The sequence below is a fragment of the Clostridium sp. genome, assembly GCF_036643715.1.
In the GTDB taxonomy this organism is placed as follows: Bacteria; Bacillota; Clostridia; order Clostridiales; family Clostridiaceae; genus Clostridium.
In genome coordinates, this window is sequence record NZ_JAVXRL010000014.1 from 1 (window position 1) to 18,081 (window position 18,081).

Annotated in this window: 18 protein-coding genes and 1 riboswitch; of the genes, 15 read left to right on the forward strand and 3 right to left on the reverse strand. The window is 28.8% G+C overall.

Annotated elements, in window-relative coordinates; all coding sequences use genetic code 11:
• The first annotated feature begins 91 nt into the window (after positions 1 to 91).
• The 3 genes from RSF37_RS05840 to add all read left to right on the forward strand — a co-directional run bounded on the left by RSF37_RS05840 (position 92) and on the right by add (position 2,415).
• Positions 92 to 952, forward strand: a complete 861-nt coding sequence (locus RSF37_RS05840) for an MBL fold metallo-hydrolase (protein WP_332563464.1) — start codon at positions 92 to 94, stop codon at positions 950 to 952.
• A gap of 80 nt (positions 953 to 1,032) precedes the next feature.
• Positions 1,033 to 1,200 carry a small, acid-soluble spore protein, alpha/beta type gene (locus tag RSF37_RS05845; protein WP_332563465.1) on the forward strand — a complete coding sequence of 56 codons (168 nt, stop codon included), beginning with the start codon at positions 1,033 to 1,035 and terminating at the stop codon, positions 1,198 to 1,200.
• Positions 1,201 to 1,238: 38 nt separating this feature from the next.
• Positions 1,239 to 1,338: riboswitch (purine riboswitch) on the forward strand.
• A gap of 78 nt (positions 1,339 to 1,416) precedes the next feature.
• Entirely contained in the window at positions 1,417 to 2,415 is a 999-nt protein-coding gene (gene add, locus RSF37_RS05850) for an adenosine deaminase (RefSeq protein WP_332563466.1), read from the forward strand.
• A gap of 281 nt (positions 2,416 to 2,696) precedes the next feature.
• On the opposite strand, the gene RSF37_RS05855 is transcribed toward add, so the two are convergent.
• Positions 2,697 to 4,055 carry an MATE family efflux transporter gene (locus RSF37_RS05855; RefSeq protein WP_332563467.1) on the reverse strand — a complete coding sequence of 453 codons (1,359 nt, stop codon included), beginning with the start codon at positions 4,053 to 4,055 and terminating at the stop codon, positions 2,697 to 2,699.
• Positions 4,056 to 4,145: 90 nt separating this feature from the next.
• Here RSF37_RS05855 and RSF37_RS05860 point away from each other — a divergent pair, with 90 nt between their 5' ends.
• Complete coding sequence (locus tag RSF37_RS05860; RefSeq protein ID WP_332563468.1) at positions 4,146 to 4,958, forward strand: MerR family transcriptional regulator; 813 nt, start codon at positions 4,146 to 4,148, stop codon at positions 4,956 to 4,958.
• A 40-nt stretch (positions 4,959 to 4,998) separates the two neighbouring features.
• On the opposite strand, the gene RSF37_RS05865 is transcribed toward RSF37_RS05860, so the two are convergent.
• Positions 4,999 to 5,736, reverse strand: a complete 738-nt coding sequence (locus RSF37_RS05865) for an amino acid ABC transporter ATP-binding protein (RefSeq protein WP_332563469.1) — start codon at positions 5,734 to 5,736, stop codon at positions 4,999 to 5,001.
• Positions 5,737 to 5,748: 12 nt separating this feature from the next.
• Positions 5,749 to 7,257: an ABC transporter permease subunit gene (locus RSF37_RS05870; protein WP_332563470.1), complete on the reverse strand. Its 1,509-nt coding sequence runs from the start codon at positions 7,255 to 7,257 to the stop codon at positions 5,749 to 5,751.
• Between the two features lie 225 nt (positions 7,258 to 7,482).
• On the opposite strand from RSF37_RS05870, the gene RSF37_RS05875 reads away from it, so the two are divergent.
• The 11 genes from RSF37_RS05875 (at position 7,483) to RSF37_RS05925 (ending at position 18,054) form a co-directional block, all read left to right on the forward strand.
• Positions 7,483 to 8,484: a tyrosine-protein phosphatase gene (locus RSF37_RS05875; protein ID WP_332563471.1), complete on the forward strand. Its 1,002-nt coding sequence runs from the start codon at positions 7,483 to 7,485 to the stop codon at positions 8,482 to 8,484.
• Positions 8,485 to 8,562: 78 nt separating this feature from the next.
• Positions 8,563 to 9,561, forward strand: coding sequence for a tyrosine-protein phosphatase (locus RSF37_RS05880; RefSeq protein WP_332563472.1), 999 nt, complete (start codon positions 8,563 to 8,565; stop codon positions 9,559 to 9,561).
• 65 nt (positions 9,562 to 9,626) lie between these two features.
• Complete coding sequence (locus tag RSF37_RS05885) at positions 9,627 to 10,211, forward strand: hypothetical protein (RefSeq protein ID WP_332563473.1); 585 nt, start codon at positions 9,627 to 9,629, stop codon at positions 10,209 to 10,211.
• Between the two features lie 199 nt (positions 10,212 to 10,410).
• Entirely contained in the window at positions 10,411 to 11,019 is a 609-nt protein-coding gene (gene ruvA, locus RSF37_RS05890) for a Holliday junction branch migration protein RuvA (protein ID WP_332563474.1), read from the forward strand.
• A gap of 13 nt (positions 11,020 to 11,032) precedes the next feature.
• The gene (gene ruvB / locus RSF37_RS05895) at positions 11,033 to 12,067 is read left to right on the forward strand and encodes a Holliday junction branch migration DNA helicase RuvB (RefSeq protein ID WP_332563475.1); all 1,035 of its coding nucleotides are present in this window, start codon (positions 11,033 to 11,035) and stop codon (positions 12,065 to 12,067) included.
• A 12-nt stretch (positions 12,068 to 12,079) separates the two neighbouring features.
• On the forward strand, positions 12,080 to 13,105 hold the full coding sequence (gene queA, locus RSF37_RS05900; protein WP_332563476.1) for a tRNA preQ1(34) S-adenosylmethionine ribosyltransferase-isomerase QueA: 1,026 nt from the start codon (positions 12,080 to 12,082) through the stop codon (positions 13,103 to 13,105).
• A gap of 30 nt (positions 13,106 to 13,135) precedes the next feature.
• Positions 13,136 to 14,269, forward strand: a complete 1,134-nt coding sequence (gene tgt / locus RSF37_RS05905; protein WP_332563477.1) for a tRNA guanosine(34) transglycosylase Tgt — start codon at positions 13,136 to 13,138, stop codon at positions 14,267 to 14,269.
• 133 nt (positions 14,270 to 14,402) lie between these two features.
• Entirely contained in the window at positions 14,403 to 14,681 is a 279-nt protein-coding gene (gene yajC, locus RSF37_RS05910; RefSeq protein ID WP_332563478.1) for a preprotein translocase subunit YajC, read from the forward strand.
• 247 nt (positions 14,682 to 14,928) lie between these two features.
• Positions 14,929 to 16,179: a protein translocase subunit SecD gene (gene secD / locus RSF37_RS05915; RefSeq protein WP_332563479.1), complete on the forward strand. Its 1,251-nt coding sequence runs from the start codon at positions 14,929 to 14,931 to the stop codon at positions 16,177 to 16,179.
• A 4-nt stretch (positions 16,180 to 16,183) separates the two neighbouring features.
• A complete protein-coding gene (gene secF / locus RSF37_RS05920) occupies positions 16,184 to 17,053 on the forward strand; it encodes a protein translocase subunit SecF (RefSeq protein WP_332563480.1) in 870 nt (289 codons plus the stop codon).
• A gap of 143 nt (positions 17,054 to 17,196) precedes the next feature.
• Positions 17,197 to 18,054: a DHH family phosphoesterase gene (locus RSF37_RS05925; RefSeq protein ID WP_332563481.1), complete on the forward strand. Its 858-nt coding sequence runs from the start codon at positions 17,197 to 17,199 to the stop codon at positions 18,052 to 18,054.
• The last annotated feature ends 27 nt before the right edge of the window (positions 18,055 to 18,081 follow it).

The following is an 18,081-nucleotide window of genomic DNA, read 5'->3' on the forward strand; positions in this document are numbered from 1 at the left end:
GTTTTTTTTATTTGTTTTTAGTAAAATTTTATTTAAAAAAATGATATAATCAAGATGTACAAAAGAGAATAAGAGAAGGGATTGAGGACATATGCTTAAGAAACTTACAAATAGAGTATATTATATGGAAAATAGAGAAGAAGGAGACAGACCAGCACTTGGTGTTGTAATTGGAGATAGATATAGCTTAGTTATTGATGGAGGAAATTCAAAAGCTCATGCAGAAGAATTTCTAAAAGAAATAGAAAAATTAAATCCAACACCTTTAAAATATTTAGCAATAACACATTGGCACTGGGATCATATATTTGGAGCGTCTCATATGGGATTAATAAATATAGCAAATGGTGTCACAAATGAAAAGCTAGAATGGCTTAGAGGCTTAGAATGGACAAACAGTGCTATAGAAGAAAGAGTGAAAACTGGTGAAGAGATAGAATTTTGTTTAGAACATATAAAGATAGAACATCCAAGTGATGATAGAAAAGTCACTGTTCCTGTTATTGATATAATTTATGATGAATTTTTAAAAATTGATTTAGGTGGAGTTAAAGTTGAGATAGAACACATTCCAAGTGACCATTCAAAAGACAATTCAATAATTTTAGTTCAGGAAGAAGATAAAAATGTTGCTTTTGTAGGAGATTCACTTTATTTAGATATGTACAATGGTGAGTGGAGTTATTTAAAGGACAAGTTTATCCCATTACTAATAGAATTAAAATGCTATGAGGCCGATTATTATGTACCATCTCATCATGGAGTTTATACAAAGGAAAGTTTTTATGACTTTGTAGATTACATGAAAAAGTTAAGTGAAATAGTTTCAGATAGAATAACTTTAGAAGGTGCTAAAGAAGAATTTAAAAAAGAGTTTAATAGAGAGCCAAGTGAAGATGAAGAATTTGATATGAAATGCTTCATCTTAGGAAATATAAAAGAATTGCAATAAATTAACAGCATATATAATCTCTTAAAATTAAATAATATAAAAGATAGCTTATTTAATTAATAATAAAAGGAGAGATTATTATGTCACACAAAAATAATAAAAATAGTAAAGATAATAAAAAAGTAAGTCAGAAGACAAAAAAAGAAGTGGAAAAAATGAAAGTAGAAACAGCAAATGAAATTGGTTATTCAAAAGAATCTAGGAAGCTTGGTAAAGATAAAGAAAGAAAAGTTCCATTTAAAAAATAAATTTTCTATTGATTTATTTAAACTTTGTGATAAAATAGATTTAATTTAAAAATAAAATTCGTATAATCCTTAAGATACGGTTAAGGAGTTTCTACCAAGAACCAATAATTCTTGATTACGAAGAATATGTTCAAAATAGTATTTTGATTATGTTCTTCGCAGTCAGGAATTTTTTTTATAGAAAAATACGAGTTAAACGGGGAGCGATTATATAATATGAAGTTTAAAAATGCACCAAAAATAGAGTTACACTGTCATTTAGATGGTTCTTTAAGAATAGGAACAGTTTTAGAGTTAATTGAAGATGAAAACATAAAGCTAGATGATAAAAGTTATGAAAAAATAAAATCAGAGCTAATTGTGCCAGATGACTGTGAATCGTTAAATGAGTATTTAAAAAGATTTGATATTCCAAATATGGTTATGCAAAAGAAAGATAACATAAAGAGAATTGCATATGAATTAATTGAAGATGTAAGTGGAGAAAATGTTAAATATATCGAAGTTAGATTCGCACCACTTTTACATATGGATGGTGGACTTACTATTAAAGAAACGATAGAGAGCGTTTTAGAAGGCTTAAAAGAAGGGGAAAAAGACTTTAACGTTAAAAGCAACCTTATATTAAGTTTATTAAGACATATGAGCGTGGAATCTGCTTTTGAGGTTATAAAAGAGTCAAAAGAATTTGTAGGACAAGGTGTTGTAGCTGTAGACCTTGCAGGTGGAGAAGAAAAAGGTTTTGTCCATAGATATGAAGATGCATTTAAGTTAGCTAGAGATTATGGATATAGAGTTACAATACATGCTGGGGAGACAGGCTTCTCTGAAAATGTTAGTGATGCAATTAATATTCTTAAGGCAGAAAGAATAGGGCACGGAGTAGCTATATTAAAAGATAACAAAGTTTATGAATTAGTAAAAGAGAAAAATGTAACTTTGGAAATGTGTCCAAAGAGTAATGTACAAACAAAGGCAGTTAAAGATTACTTGAATCATCCAATAAAGAAATTCTTAGATAAAGGATTATTAGTAAATTTAAGTACAGATAATAGAACTGTATCTAACGTTACATTAACAGAAGAATGCAATAATATTAATGAAGCGCACACATTAACAGAAAGTGATATGGAAAAAATATATTTAAATAGTATAAAAGGTGCTTTCTGCGATGATAAAACTAAAGATTGGCTTAAAAATCAACTAACTTTATAAAAATAAAAAAATCTAATAAATCCCTTAAAAAGTATATTGAAAAATATATATTATATGGTAAAATTATATCAAATGTGAATATATTTGCATTTAAACTATGGGTGAGAGGGGATTTTTAAATGAAGAATAAGTTAGAACTAGAGGTTAGAAGAGACTCCTTAATGAACAGAGGAAGTCATAATGCAGCACTTGTTGCAAAAATAGTAAGAAAACTTAGAAAATTAGAAGAGTAAATATAATGAAAGGCATTCCAATTGGTCATTGGAGTGCCTTTTAAAATTTTATTCTAAATCAAGAGTATTATATACTTCAGTAGATTCATATATAACAGATCTTCCATATTTAAAATAATAAGTTATTGATAAGAATATAGTAAGCAATTCAGCAATAGGGATTGCTAGCCATATACCATTAACATCGATAAATCTAGGTAAAAATATAATAGCTAAAGTAACAAATACTAAAGAACGACTAATTGATATTATAGCTGATATGTGACCACTACCAATAGAAGTAAAGTAGCCAGACATAAATACATTAATACCAATAATTAAAAACCCAAATGAGAATAGTTTGATACCTGATAATGCAATTTCATAAACAATTAAGTCATTAGTAAATATACCTATTATATACTTACCAAATAATATAGAAATTAAAAATATAACAATGGATAATATAATAATAGTTAAAAAGCTATGTTTTAAACTTTCTTTTATCTTTTCTTTATTCTTAGCTCCAAAGTTATAACTTATTACAGGGGATATACCAACTGTTATACCAAAGTATATTGATATAAAGAAATAGTACATATAAGTTATTATTGACATTGCAGCGACACCATTTTCGCCGTAATATGCAAGTATCGCTATATTAAATAAAAAAGTTGTTATCCCAGTTGAAAATTCAGTAAACATCTCTGAACTACCATTGTAACAAGAAATCCATAAGTCTTTACTATAGAACTTAGTTTTTTTGAATTTTAAATGAGATCTACTGCTTAAAAAATATATTAATCCAATAATAGTTGATAAGCTTATGGATAAAAATGTTCCAAGGGCAGCCCCTAAAATTCCAAAATCTAATATTACTATAAAAATAAAATCAAATATAACGTTTAGCACTAACCCAATACCAGACATAAGTAATGAAAGTTTAGGATTTCCATCTACACGAGCATAATATTCAAAATATAATTTAAACATCATAGGTAAAGTCATAAGTATTGTAACTAAACCGTAAGTATGTGCATAGGGCATTATAGATTCAGTTGCACCTAAAAATGTTAAAATAGGTTTTAAAAAAATAATTCCGATTATTGTTAAAGAGATTGATATTACAAGCAAAACTATAGTAATAAATGAGAATAGCTCATTTGCACCATCAATATCTTTTTCTCCTAGTTTAATACTTACTAAAGCTCCAGAACCTGTAGCTAGCATTACTGCTATACCAAAGACTATACACGTTATTGGGATAACAATGTTAATAGAAGCTAATGCTTTTGAATTTACAAATATAGATACGAAAAATCCATCTATCGTTGTATAGAATGATAAGAATATCATTGCAATAATAGAAGGTAAAACATATTTTAAAAATTGTAAGTAGGTTTGTTTATTTGTAAAACTTGTATTCATATTAATATCCTCCTTATGTGTGTTTGACATACATAAGTGTAAAGGATATAGTAACTATATAGTCAATATAGAAATTTTTAGAGGTGTATAATGGATATAAAATTTACAATAGGCGAGGTTGCTAAATTGCATAATTTATCAAAACAGACTTTGATTTTTTATGATAAAATTGGTTTGTTTAAGCCTAAAATAGTGAATGATTATAATAGGTATAGATACTATACTTCAGAGCAATTAGAAATTTTAGATAGTATATTAATTTTGAAAGAGATAGGTATACCACTTAAAGATATAAAAGACTTTCTTCAAGATAGAAATATTGATTCTACTTTAGATTTAATGAAAAAGCAAAGGGAAGAATTAAAGATTCAAGAGGAACAATTAAAACTTATAATAAAGAGATTAGGTAAAAAGATTGAAACTTTAGAACATTTAAGAGATCTTGAAAATAGTGTTTATTTTGAAGAAGTAGAAGAGGAATACTTAGCCATTGAGACGGTGGATAAGCCATGTGAATTATTAGAAACAAATATATCAATAAAAAACTTATTAAATAAAGCTACAAATAATTCATATAACTATAATTATCAAATAGGAGTTATGATTTCAGTTGAAAGTTTACAAAGTGGAAATTATACTTTAGCAGATTATACATTTTTACCATTGAATAATAAATCTCAAAGTAAGGATGTTGTTTTAAAGCCAAAAGGAATATATGCAATAGCACATCATAAAGGTAAATATGAGGATGTTGGACGTACTTATAAGTCTTTACTAGATGAAATATCATTAAGAGGGTATGAACCAATTGGTCATTCTTATGAGTACTGCGTTTTAGATAGTTTAACAAGTATAACACCAGATGATTATATAACTGAAATAGCTATAAAAGTAATTAAATAATAAATAAAAGCCTAAAAATACTTTAGGCTTTTATTGTATATTATGAGTTTACAAATCTATTTAAAAATTGTTTTGTTCTTTCGTTTTTTGGTGAATTAAATATTTCATTAGGAGTTCCTTCTTCAACAATAAATCCATCAGCCATAAATATTATTCTATCTCCAACATCTTTAGCAAAGGACATTTCATGAGTAACTATTATCATAGTTCTACGTTCTTTAGCTAAGTTTTTTATTACTGATAAAACCTCAGTTACAAGTTCTGGATCTAGGGCGGAAGTTGGTTCATCAAATAAAATAACATTAGGATTTATCGCCATAGCACGAGCTATACTAACTCTTTGCATCTGTCCACCTGACAAAGTACTAGGGTAAGCATCCTTTTTATCTATCATTCCTACCTTTTTAAGGGCATCTAATGCAATTTTAGTAGCTTCTGATTTACTGAATTTTTTAACTATGATAAGAGCTTCAGTTACGTTTTGAAGTACAGTTTTATTATTAAAAAGATTATAGTGCTGAAATACCATAGCAGATTGTTTTCTTAAGTTATGAATATCCTTCTTTGAAACTTTAGGAGCATTTATTGTAGCATCTCCAATTGTTATAGAACCTTCATCTGGTTCTTCTAAGTAGTTTAAACATCTTAAAAATGTTGATTTACCAGATCCAGAAGGGCCAAGTATAACAACAACTTCACCTTCTTTAACATTAATACTAATATCTTTTAATACATCTATTTTATTAAATTGTTTTTTTAAGTTATCTACTTTAATCATTTTATACACCCCTTAATACACTGAAAGCTTACGTTCTAAAATCTTTTGAAGGTAACTAAAGAATTGAATGATGACCCAATACATAATAGCAACAATTATATAACTTTCAAAGAATTTATAACTAGAAGAAGCTGCCATCTGAGCTTTAGCTAACAGTTCAACAACACCTAAAGTGAATGCAAGAGATGATCCTTTAACTGTGTCAACAAATATATTACCAAGAGGTGGTACAGCTATTCTGAAAGCTTGAGGAAGTATTATTCTTCTAAGACCTTCACCTTTTGTCATACCAACTGAAAGACAAGCTTCCATTTGTCCTTTATTTATTGCATCTATTGAAGAACGCAATATTTCAGCGATGTAAGCAGAAGCATTAAGTCCAAGACCTACAAGAGCTGCAGTATAAGCACTCATATTTTGAAGTGCAGGTATTACTTGTGGTATACCAAAGTATAGTAAGAATAATTGTACTAAAAGAGGTGTTCCTCTAAAGAATGATATATAAACTTCAGCAATTTGTTTTAAAACAGGAAGTTTATAAACTCTTATAATAGCAAGTGTAATTCCAACTGCTAATCCAAGTAGCATACCGAATATTGAAAGTGAAATAGTTACCTTTGTTGCTTTAAGCAACATTGGAATTAGTTTTAATGAATACATAAAGTCAAATGAAGATACAGAAGTCCCGTTATTCACTACATTATTATCATTATTTTCAGTATTATTTGGACTTGTCACATTCATTCCAAGCCATTTTTCTGAAATTGACTTTAAAGTACCATCAGTTCTCATTGCACTTAAAGCTGTATCAACTTGTGATACAAGTTCCTCACCTTTTTTATCTTTTACAAAAGGATAAGCATTTTCTATTTTATCTATAGGTTCCCCAGCAAGTTTTAAATTAAGGTTTTTTTCCTTAATTGTAGCTATAGCAGAAACTCTATCTATAACAACTGCATCAAGTCTTCCAAGTAAAAGCTCATTAAATGCAGCATCTGTATTTTGATATGTAATTACATTAACATTTAAATCCTTACCTTTTTCTTTAACTATTTTTTCATAGTTACTTCCAAGGTCAACTCCAACCTTTTTATTTTTTAAATCATTAAAAGATTTTACTGAGTCATTATCTTTTTTTACAACTATTTGAGCACCACTATATACAGATGGTGTTGTAAAATAGTATTTTTCTTTTCTTTCATCTGAAACAGACATTTGGTTCGCAATAGTATCTACTTTTCCACTTTCAAGCATTCCAAAAAGTCCACTAAATGAGGCTGGTTTGAATTCGATATTATATCCTAAACGCTTTCCGATTTCATTCCAAGTATCAATTTCGAACCCTTCTAGTTTTCCGTTATTTAAAAAAGTAAATGGATAATAAGTCCCTGAAGTCCCAACTGTTATAGTCTTACTATTATTACTTGCTGTTGAATTTTCTGAATCATTAGCTGAACATCCAACAAGTGATAAGACTATTAGCATTAAGGACGTGATAAGTAGTGTAATCTTTTTTTTCATTCGTATTCGTCTCCTAATTTATTATGTAATTAGCATTATATACAATTCCCATCAGAATTGTCAACAATGAAAGTTTCTATTATACTTCCAATTAATATGATTAGTATTAACTAGGTAAGTTATGTAGAAAATATAAAGAATTTACTCCAAATATTAAAAAATAAAATTTACTAAGTGATGTATAATATAGTATATATTTTAAATGTTTAGAAGGAGAGAGTGAATATGAGAAAGTTAAACGGTACTTTAGTTAGAGAAGATAATTGCAATATAAAAATTAAGCTTAATTATGTATACAAAAGTGGAAAAGTATATTACAAGGATACAATTTCAGGAGAAAAGAAATTTTTAATGGATATAAATAATACTGACGAAGTAACATTTAAAGATCCAGAGCCAAATAATAGAACATTTTATGAAATTCACTGTGATGGTGAAAAACTAATTTTAGCAGAGAGACTAGTACCCCTTAAAAATTTTTGCAATTTTAGAGATTTAGGCGGATACGATACTGAAGATGGAAGAAAAGTTAAATGGGGCTTATTTTATCGTTCTGAAGACTTATCTAATTTAAAAGGAGAAGATTTAGAGTATTTTAAGTCTCTTAATATAAAATATGTTCTTGATTATAGATCAGAGAGCGAAGAAGAAAATGCTAAAGATGTGCAAGTTAAAGGTATAGATAACATTCATATATCAGCTATGAGTTCTTTAGATAATGGTAACTTAAATATGGAAGACTACGTAAAACAAATGCTTGCAGGAAATAAAATGGAAATTACACCTAAACAAATTCTTATAAATGGATATAAAGATATGCCTATTAATAATGAAGCTTATAAAACTTTAATGAATCTTTTTAAAGATCCAAGTAATACTGCTATACTACAGCACTGCACTGCAGGAAAAGATAGAACCGGACTTGGTTCAGCTTTAATTTTACTTGCGCTTGGAGTTCATGAAGATATTATTATAAAAGACTATTTAAAGAGTAATGATTATAGAGCTTTGAATAATAACGCAATGCTTAATATGTATAAGCAGTATATAAAAGATGATAAGATGAAAGGTTTAATACAAGAAGTATTAGGTGTAGATAAATCATATATATTAGAAAGCTTTAAGACAATAAAGGAAAAATATAGTTCATATGAAGAGTACTTCAAAGGTGAATACGGATTAGATAAGGAACAACTTAAGAAGTTAAGAGATGAATATTTATATTAGATTTAACATTGTGGGACTAAATGAAAATATAATTTAGTCCCTTTTTTATAAGACATAATAGGAAAAGGAAGATAACATATGAAGAAATTAAATGGAAATTTAACTAGAGACAAAGATGGTAATATAGTTATTAAATTAAATATGCTATGTGAAGAAGGAAAATTATATTACAGAAATAGAGTAAATGGAGAAAAAATTTTTTTATTAAGTATACATAAGTTAGATGAAATTAAATTTAAAGATCCAAACCCAAATAATAGAACATTTTACGAAATAGAAAGTGAAAATAACAATCTTATTTTAGCGGAGAGGTTAGTGCCTTTAGATAAGTATCGTAATTTTAGAGACTTAGGAGGATATGAAACTAAGGATGGAAGAAAAGTAAAATGGGGTCTTTTTTATCGTTCAGAAAATCTTTCAAAGCTAAAAGGGAGAGATTTAGAAATTTTCAAATCTTTGAATATTAAGAATGTTTTAGATTATAGATCAAATGCTGAAGCTAAGAAGAAGCCAGATGTTGAAATTAAAAATGTAAAAAATATAAGAATTTCTGCAATGGGAGAATTAGATGATAATAATTTTAATACAAAATATTATGCAAAAAAAATGATATTTAATAAACCGATGGTAAAAACACCAGAGGAAGTTTTACTTGAAGGATATGAGAGCATGCCAATAAACAATTCTGCCTATAAAAAACTAATGGAGCTATTTAAAAATCCAGATAATACTGGAATTTTGCAGCATTGTTCAGAAGGTAAAGATAGAACAGGATTTGGATCAGCACTTATATTATTAGCACTTGGAGTAGATGAGAAGACCGTAATTAAAGATTATTTAAAAAGTAATTATTATATGGAAAAACATAATAAACTAATTGAAGAAGTAACAAATAAAATAATTAATGAAAATATGGAAAGATTACTTGAACATATTTTAGGTGTAGATAAAAAATATATAGGATTAAGTTTTAAAATTATAAAGGAAAAGTACTCATCATATGAAGATTATTTTAAAAAGGAATATGATTTAGATAAAGATAAATTAAATAAGCTTAGAGACATATATTTATATTAAAAAATTTTAGATAATTGTATAAAAATATGTTAAAAGGCAATAATGACCAATGAGGAGTGATGAATATGAAAGATAATAAGAAAAAATACATTGCTATTTCAGCATTCGGAATTGTTGGTTTGTTTTTTTTAACATATTATGTAGTAACATCTAAAATTGAATCTAGAAATTTAGAGTATTTAAATACAGTTGCAGAGGAAACTAGTGCAAATAAATCTAATGAAGTATTAAAAGATGATCTTAAAGTATCTTTTTACACAGATAATTCAAAAGATAAAGTTACAACAATTAAAGGTGTAGTAGATGAGTATAAAATAGCAGACAAGAAAGCAACAGAAGCAACAATAAGTAGTGCTGTAGCTTCAAAGGGATATAAAATGCTAAGTAAATCAGACGAAGGTATAATTTTTAAAAGAGAAGCTAAAGATTCATTAGAAAAAAATACTTATTATATAGGTGAAAAAGATGGATATTTAGCAATTTATAAAACAGATGATAAAGGTAATATGAATGTGCATAAAGTGTATTCAGACTATCACGGAATTGATAACCTTAGAGAAAATGATATTGATAAAATTAAAAATTATCAGTACTTTAATAGTACAGATTTAAGTAAAGTTGAAGAAATGATAACTGAGTTAACCACTTAAGAACCTCTTAATTTAATATATACACCCTATAAAATTAGTTTATAGGCTTTAAGACCTAGCAAAATATTGTTAGGTCTTAAAGTGCTTAGAAAAATAACAGGATTTCTTGAAAGATTTCTTCTAAAATGATAAAGTAATAAGTAGACTTGTATGGGAACATACTTTCACTTACAGAAAAGTAGAGAGGGGGATTTTATTAGTGTACGAATACATAAAAGGAAAATATATTGGAATAGTAAAAGACTATGTAATTGTTGAAAACAATGGAATAGGATATAAAATATTTTCTTCAGGAATAACAATGTCAAGTATGCCATCTACTGGTGAAGAAGTTATGCTTTATTTAGTTCAAATCGTAAGAGAAGACTTTATAGGCTTGTATGGATTTATTTCAAGAGAAGAGCTTCAGATGTTTAATATGTTACTTGGTATAAATGGTGTTGGTGCAAAGGCTGCACTTTCATTATTATCAATAAGTAGAATAAACAATTTAAAGTATGCAATAATGACAGGTGATGAGAAACATATATGTAGAGCACCTGGTATTGGTAAGAAAACAGCTGGAAGAATAATTTTAGAACTTAAAGATAAATTAAAGCCAGATGAACTTATAGATGGAAATGAAATGTTAGATAGTTTAGGAAATGCAGTAGATGATGATTATGCTATAAAAGTATCAGAAGTATTAGGTGCTCTTTTAGCACTTGGATACAGTGAGAAAGAAGCTAATATGGCAATAAAGAATATAGATAAGAGCAATAGTGTTGAAATTATGATAAAAGATTCTTTAAGAGTATTAATGGGGTAGGTGATTTATATATATGGAAAGAATTATTACACCAGATGAACTTAATGAGGACTTTGGAAGTGAATTAAGTTTAAGACCTCAAAAAATTAGTGAATATATAGGTCAAGATAAAGTTAAGGAAAGGCTTGATATATTTATAAAGGCAGCCCAAAATAGGGGAGAAGCTTTAGATCATGTTCTTTTATACGGACCACCAGGACTTGGTAAAACAACTCTTGCAAACATAATAGCAATTGAGATGGGTGGAAACTTAAAAGTAACATCAGGTCCAGCAATTGAAAGAGCTGGGGACTTAGCTGCAATACTTACTACACTTCAAGATAATGATGTTTTATTTATTGATGAAATTCATAGACTAAATAGAAATGTTGAAGAAATTTTATATCCAGCAATGGAAGACTATGCACTTGATATAGTAATTGGTAAAGGTGCTGCTGCAAAGTCTATAAGGTTAGACTTACCACAGTTCACTTTAATTGGAGCTACAACTAGAATAGGAATGCTAACATCTCCTTTAAGAGATAGATTTGGAGTTCTTTGTTCTATGGAGTACTATACCGAAGACCAATTAAGAGATATAATAGTTAGAAGTTCAATGGTGCTTGGTTCATCAATAACAGTTGAAGGAGCAGGTGAAATTGCAAGAAGGTCTAGAGGAACACCAAGAATAGCAAATAGACTTTTAAAAAGAGTTAGAGATTATTCAGAAGTTAGAGCTGATAATATTATAAGCTATAAAGAAGCAAGGGAAGCATTAGAACTTTTAGAAGTTGATAATCAAGGTTTTGATAGAGTTGATAATAAAATTTTAGAAGCAATAATTGATAACTTTAAAGGTGGTCCAGTTGGAATAGAAACACTTTCTTATTTTATAGGAGAGGAACTTGGAACTTTAGAAGATGTTTATGAACCGTATTTACTTCAAAGAGGGTTTATTGTAAGAACTCCTAGAGGAAGAGTTGCAACTGAGGCTGCATATAAACATTTAGGACGAAAGTTTGGTGAAAATACTAAACTAGGAGCACAAAAAAGTTTTTTTAATGAGTAAGGAGAGAAAATAATGAAAGTAAGCGATTTTGACTTTTACCTACCAGAGGAATTAATAGCACAACATCCATTAGAAAAGAGAGATAGTTCAAGATTAATGGTACTTGATAAGAAGACTGGTGAAATAGAACATAAAATTTTTAAAGACATAATTAATTATTTAAATGAAGGAGATACTTTAGTTTTAAATAATACGAGAGTTATGCCAGCTAGACTTATAGGTGAAAAAGAAGAGACTGGTGGTAAAATAGAATTTTTACTTCTTAAAAGATTAGAAGGAGATAAATGGGAATGTCTAGCTAAACCTGGAAAGACAGCTAAGCCAGGAAGAAGATTCTCATTTGGAGAAGGAAAACTTAAGTGTGAAGTTAAGGAAGTATTAGAAACTGGTAATAGAGTAATTGAGTTTGAATACGACGGAATATTTGAAGAAGTATTAGACTCACTTGGAGAAATGCCACTTCCTCCATATATTCATGAAAGACTAGAAGATAGTGAAAGATATCAAACAGTTTATTCAAAAGAAAAAGGATCAGCTGCAGCACCAACTGCAGGACTTCACTTTACAGAAGAATTATTAAATGATATAAAAGCTAAAGGTGTTAATATTGCTTATGTAACATTACACGTTGGTCTTGGAACATTTAGACCTGTAAAAGCTGAAACTATAGATGAACATGTTATGCATTCAGAGTTCTATCAAGTTTCAGAAGAAACAGCAAATATCATTAATAAAACTAAAGAAAATGGTGGGAAGATAATTTCAGTTGGAACAACATCAACTAGAACTCTTGAAACTATCAGCGATGAAAATGGAAGAGTTAAAGAATGTAGTGGATGGACTAATATATTCATATATCCTGGATATAAGTTTAAAATTGTAGATAATTTAATTACAAATTTCCATCTTCCAGAGTCAACATTGATTATGTTAGTTTCTACTTTAGCTGGAAAAGAGCATGTACTTAATGCTTATAATGAAGCTGTAAAAGAAAAATATAGATTCTTCTCATTTGGAGATGCTATGTTTATAAAATAACTTTATGATAAATTTAGAGGAGTGAAATTTTTGAGTAAAAGATATACATTATTAAAAAAAGACGGGAAAGCTAGAAGAGGTAGATTCGTAACGCCTCATGGAACGATAGAAACTCCAGTTTTCATGAATGTTGGAACATTAGCTGCAATTAAAGGAGCTGTTTCAAGTATGGATTTAAAAGAAATTGGATGTCAAGTTGAACTTTCAAATACTTACCATTTACATTTAAGACCATCAGATAAAGTTGTTAGTGAACTTGGCGGATTACATGAGTTTATGAATTGGGATAGACCAATACTTACAGATTCAGGCGGATTCCAAGTATTCTCACTTTCAGGAATGAGAAAGATAAAAGAAGAGGGAGTATACTTTAGCTCACATATAGATGGAAAGAAAATCTTTATGGGACCAGAAGAAAGTATGCAAATTCAAAGTAACTTAGCTTCAACAATTGCAATGGCATTTGATGAATGTATCGAAATACCTTCACCAAGAGAATATGTTGAAAGATCTGTTGAAAGAACAACAAGATGGCTTGAGAGATGTAAAGCTGAAATGGATAGATTAAATGCGCTTCCAGATACAATAAATAAAGAGCAAATGCTATTTGGTATAAATCAAGGAGCTACATTTAAAGATATTAGAATAGAACATGCAAAGACTATAACAAAGATGGACCTTGATGGATATGCAATTGGTGGTTTAGCAGTTGGAGAAACTCATGAAGAAATGTATGAAACAATAGATGCTGTAGTGCCTTACCTTCCAGAAGATAAGCCAATATACTTAATGGGAGTTGGAACACCTGCAAATATTTTAGAAGCTGTGGAAAGAGGAGTAGACTTCTTTGACTGCGTCTTACCTGCAAGAAACGGAAGACATGGGCATGTATTCACTAAAAATGGCAAAATAAATATAATGAACAAAAAGTTTGAATTAGATAAGAGTCCAATTGATGAAGGATGTCAATGCCCTACATGTAAGAATTACACTAGAGCTTATATAAGACATTTATTTAAAGCAAAAGAGATGTTAGCTATGAGACTTTGTGTTCTACACAACCTTTATTTCTATAATAAACTTATGGAAGATATAAGAAATGCAATAGATGAAGGTAACTTCAAGGAATTTAAAGAACAAAAGCTTAAAGAGTGGAATATTTAAGTTTGTTTAAAATGAATTAACTATAAGGACATAAAGTTATATTGACAACAAATTTAAATAAATGTAAACTCATTTTAGGAATACTATTATATTCCAAAAAATAAAGAATTTAAATTAGAAAGGAAGTATAGTGATGGGAGCAATTTTATATAATGTAATACCTTTAGTATTAATATTTGGTCTTTTCTTCTTCATGATAATCTTACCAGAAAAGAAGAGAAAGAAACAATACGGACAAATGATGGATTCATTAGGAGTAAATGATGAAGTAATGACAAGAGGCGGAATTGTTGGTAAAATAGTTCAAATGGATGACGAACATGTAACTATTGAAACAAGTTCAGATAGAACTAAATTAAAACTAGTTAAAAACGCAATTGCTAGTAAAGTTTATAAAGAAGATACTAAATAATAATTTATTGTGAAATCCATCAGTATAATTGCTGATGGATTTTTATTATTAAAATTTATTTCAGCATTTTACTTTTTTAGATAAGTTATTAAAAAAAGATTATTATAATACTATAATACTTTATAATAAATTTTTATTATGGTATAATAAAAAACGATTTAAATAATAAAATGCCAATAATTGTAAAGGTTATTATTTCGAAAAATAGAAGAATATTACACAAAAAAACTCATAGAGGGGGATAAAGATGAAGGCAAAAGGAAAAAGTACATTTATTTTTACACTTTGCACCCTAGCTATCATAGTTCTTGCGCTTGTATGCTTTAAAGGAGTGACGATAGGTGGATGGGAGGTTAAATCATTTGACCAAACAATTACAAAGGGACTAGACTTGCAAGGTGGAGTTTCCGTTTTATTAGGGATTCAAGACGAGAATGTAAGTAAAGAAGACTTACAAAAAACAAAGGATTTAATTCAATTAAGAGTTAATAAACTTGGAGTAGCTGAAACTGTTGTTACTACAGAAGGGGACAATAGGATAAGAGTTGATATTCCAGGAGAATATAATTCACAAGGAATTGTAGATTCATTAAGTAAAACAGGTAACCTTACATTCAAGGCACCAGATGGAAAAGTTTTATTAACAGGAAAAGATGTTAAATCAGCATCAGCTGTATTAGATCAACAATCAGGTAAGCCACAAGTTTCTTTAGAACTTAACGATGAAGGAACTAAGAAGTTTGCAGAGGCTACAGGACAATATTTAAATCAACAAATTTCAATTAATATGGACGAAGAACAACTTACAAATCCAACAGTTCAAAGTCAAATAACAAACGGAAAAGCAGTAATAACTGGAATGGAAAGTATGGATGAAGCTAAAAATATAGCAGGTCTTATAAATTCAGGAGCATTACCAGTTACAATAAAAGCTCTTTCACAACAAACAGTTGGTGCTCAACTTGGAGCGACAGCATTACCAAATGCAGTTAAAGCAGGTGTTGTGGGTATAGGATTAATATTCGTATTCATGATACTTTATTACAGAATACCAGGATTAATTGCAAGTATAGCATTAACATTATACGTTACACTTGTATTATTAATATTCGTAGAAATTGGAGCTACACTTACATTACCAGGTATAGCAGGATTCCTTCTAACGATAGGTATGGCAGTAGATGCTAATGTACTGATATTTGAAAGAATTAGAGAAGAACTTAGGAAAGGTGTAACAGTAAAAGCATCTGTTAAGAGAGGTTTTGAAAATGCACTTTCATCAATAGTAGATTCAAATGTAACAACAATAATCGCAGCTTTAGTACTGTATTTTATGGGTTCAGGTTCAGTTAAAGGTTTTGCAATTACACTATTAATTGGTATAGTTGTAAGTTTATTTACAGCACTTGTAGTTACAAAATTCTTAATGAATCAAGCGCTAAATATGGGGCTATTAAATAAATTATCTCACTTTAGAGTGAAAGCAAAGAGGGGGTAAAGATATGCTTAAGATAATTGAAAAATCAAAGATATGGATTTCTTTATCCCTAGTAGTTATAGTAATAGGATTAGGTTTCATGTTTACTAGAGGACTTAATTTTGGGATAGACTTTAAAGGTGGAACACAAGTAGTATTTGATTTTGGCAAATCATTTGATAAAGCTGCAGTAGATAAAGTAGTTAAAGGTTATGCTGAGGATGCATTAACTAATACAGTTAATGGAGATCAATATGAAATAAAATCATCTAAATTAGATTCACAAAAAGTTAATGAAATATTTGATCAGCTAAAAAAGGATTATGGATTAAAAGAAGATGCTTTAGTATCTCAAAATGATATTGGATCATCAATTGGTAAAGAATTAACTCAAAAGACTATTTTAGCTTTAATAGTGGCATTTGCTGCTATGCTTATATATATAGCAATAAGATTTGAATTTAAATTTGGGGTAGCTGCACTTACAGCTTTATTCCATGATATACTAATAACATTAAGTGTATACGCAATATTCGATATACCTGTAAATGCACCTTTTATCGCTGCTTTATTAACTATAATCGGATATTCAATAAACGATACTATTGTTATTTTTGACAGAATTAGAGAAAATTCTAAAAATATGAGAACAATGCCAACAATTGAAATTGCGGATAAGAGTTTAACACAAACTATGTCAAGATCTATTAATACAACTCTTACAACATTAATAACTATCATAGCTGTTAATGTATTTGTACCAGCTGTTAGAGACTTTTCATTCCCGCTTGTAATTGGTATAGCTACAGGAGCTTATTCATCAATATTTATAGCATCACCAACATGGGTATGGCTTAAAAATAAGGCTCCAAAAAAGAAGGTAGCAAAGGCATAACTTATAAATTTAGCATAAAAAATAGAAACCTTCAAAACTAAGTTTTGAAGGTTTTATATTTTTTTATCATAAATATTTGTCAAATTACCTGTTTTAAATTATAATATTATTGTTTTCTAATTTTATGGAGGAGATAGTAAGCGATGCGTAAGTTTTGGGAGAGCATATATTGCCCTAATTACATAAGAGGATATAATCCCTTTATATTAAAAGACATGAACAAGTCTATTGAGCGACTTGTGACTGCTATTAATAATAGGGAGAAAATCATTATATATGGAACAAACACTGTTGATGGTATTTGTGCAATTGCTTCCTTAAGCTTAGTGCTAAGATACTTGAATGCTGATGTAGAGTATTTGATACATGACGGAGGGGAAGATTGTAAAGAAGTAGATACTTTTGACATCAAGACAAAAGTTGATTTCCTTGGAGGAGAGCTACTTATTACATTAGGAGTGGATTTAGTTTCGAAGCAAGAGGTGGAACTTTGTGAAAGCCTAGGTATAGATCTTATAGTTCTTGAGAACAAAAAGACAGAATCTAAGAGGGATTATATTTATATAAACCCGAGACAGAAAGGTTGTCAATACAGATATAAGACATTATCCACAAGCGCATTAACTTTTAAGTTGATGCAAGCAATAGCTATTTATTATAATATGAAAAGTATTAATAAATATCTAGATTTAATTTTAATTGGTACTAAATGGGCAGGTTCTTCATCTAGAGGCGAAAATGCAGTATTCTTAAAAGAAGGCAAAAAGTTTTTAGATAATACAAATAACATTGGGTTAAGAGCAATTATTAATTTTAATAACGTTGAAGAACTTGACGATGAGAATATAGATAAAATGATAAATTTAATTACGCCAACAACAAGTGCTGTTGGAATGATTAATAATGCAAGGATTGTTTTAGAATTATTAACTACAGATGATGAGGATAGAGCTGAGCAAATATCAAAGTATTTATACAATACTAGGATACGTCAAAGGTAATGTTGTTATATAAGAGAGAGTATGTGG

Excerpts from the sequence above, each read along its gene's own strand:
- ruvB (WP_332563475.1), top strand. The coding sequence starts at position 11,033 with ATGGAAAGAATTATTACACCAGATGAACTTAATGAGGACTTTGGAAGT.
- RSF37_RS05860 (WP_332563468.1), top strand. The coding sequence starts at position 4,146 with ATGGATATAAAATTTACAATAGGCGAGGTTGCTAAATTGCATAATTTA.
- RSF37_RS05875 (WP_332563471.1), top strand. The coding sequence starts at position 7,483 with ATGAGAAAGTTAAACGGTACTTTAGTTAGAGAAGATAATTGCAATATA.
- RSF37_RS05845 (WP_332563465.1), top strand. The coding sequence starts at position 1,033 with ATGTCACACAAAAATAATAAAAATAGTAAAGATAATAAAAAAGTAAGT.
- RSF37_RS05880 (WP_332563472.1), top strand. The coding sequence starts at position 8,563 with ATGAAGAAATTAAATGGAAATTTAACTAGAGACAAAGATGGTAATATA.
- add (WP_332563466.1), top strand. The coding sequence starts at position 1,417 with ATGAAGTTTAAAAATGCACCAAAAATAGAGTTACACTGTCATTTAGAT.
- queA (WP_332563476.1), top strand. The coding sequence starts at position 12,080 with ATGAAAGTAAGCGATTTTGACTTTTACCTACCAGAGGAATTAATAGCA.
- RSF37_RS05870 (WP_332563470.1), bottom strand. The coding sequence starts at position 7,257 with ATGAAAAAAAAGATTACACTACTTATCACGTCCTTAATGCTAATAGTC.
- RSF37_RS05865 (WP_332563469.1), bottom strand. The coding sequence starts at position 5,736 with ATGATTAAAGTAGATAACTTAAAAAAACAATTTAATAAAATAGATGTA.
- secF (WP_332563480.1), top strand. The coding sequence starts at position 16,184 with ATGCTTAAGATAATTGAAAAATCAAAGATATGGATTTCTTTATCCCTA.
- RSF37_RS05840 (WP_332563464.1), top strand. The coding sequence starts at position 92 with ATGCTTAAGAAACTTACAAATAGAGTATATTATATGGAAAATAGAGAA.
- RSF37_RS05925 (WP_332563481.1), top strand. The coding sequence starts at position 17,197 with ATGCGTAAGTTTTGGGAGAGCATATATTGCCCTAATTACATAAGAGGA.
- secD (WP_332563479.1), top strand. The coding sequence starts at position 14,929 with ATGAAGGCAAAAGGAAAAAGTACATTTATTTTTACACTTTGCACCCTA.
- RSF37_RS05855 (WP_332563467.1), bottom strand. The coding sequence starts at position 4,055 with ATGAATACAAGTTTTACAAATAAACAAACCTACTTACAATTTTTAAAA.
- RSF37_RS05885 (WP_332563473.1), top strand. The coding sequence starts at position 9,627 with ATGAAAGATAATAAGAAAAAATACATTGCTATTTCAGCATTCGGAATT.
- yajC (WP_332563478.1), top strand. The coding sequence starts at position 14,403 with ATGGGAGCAATTTTATATAATGTAATACCTTTAGTATTAATATTTGGT.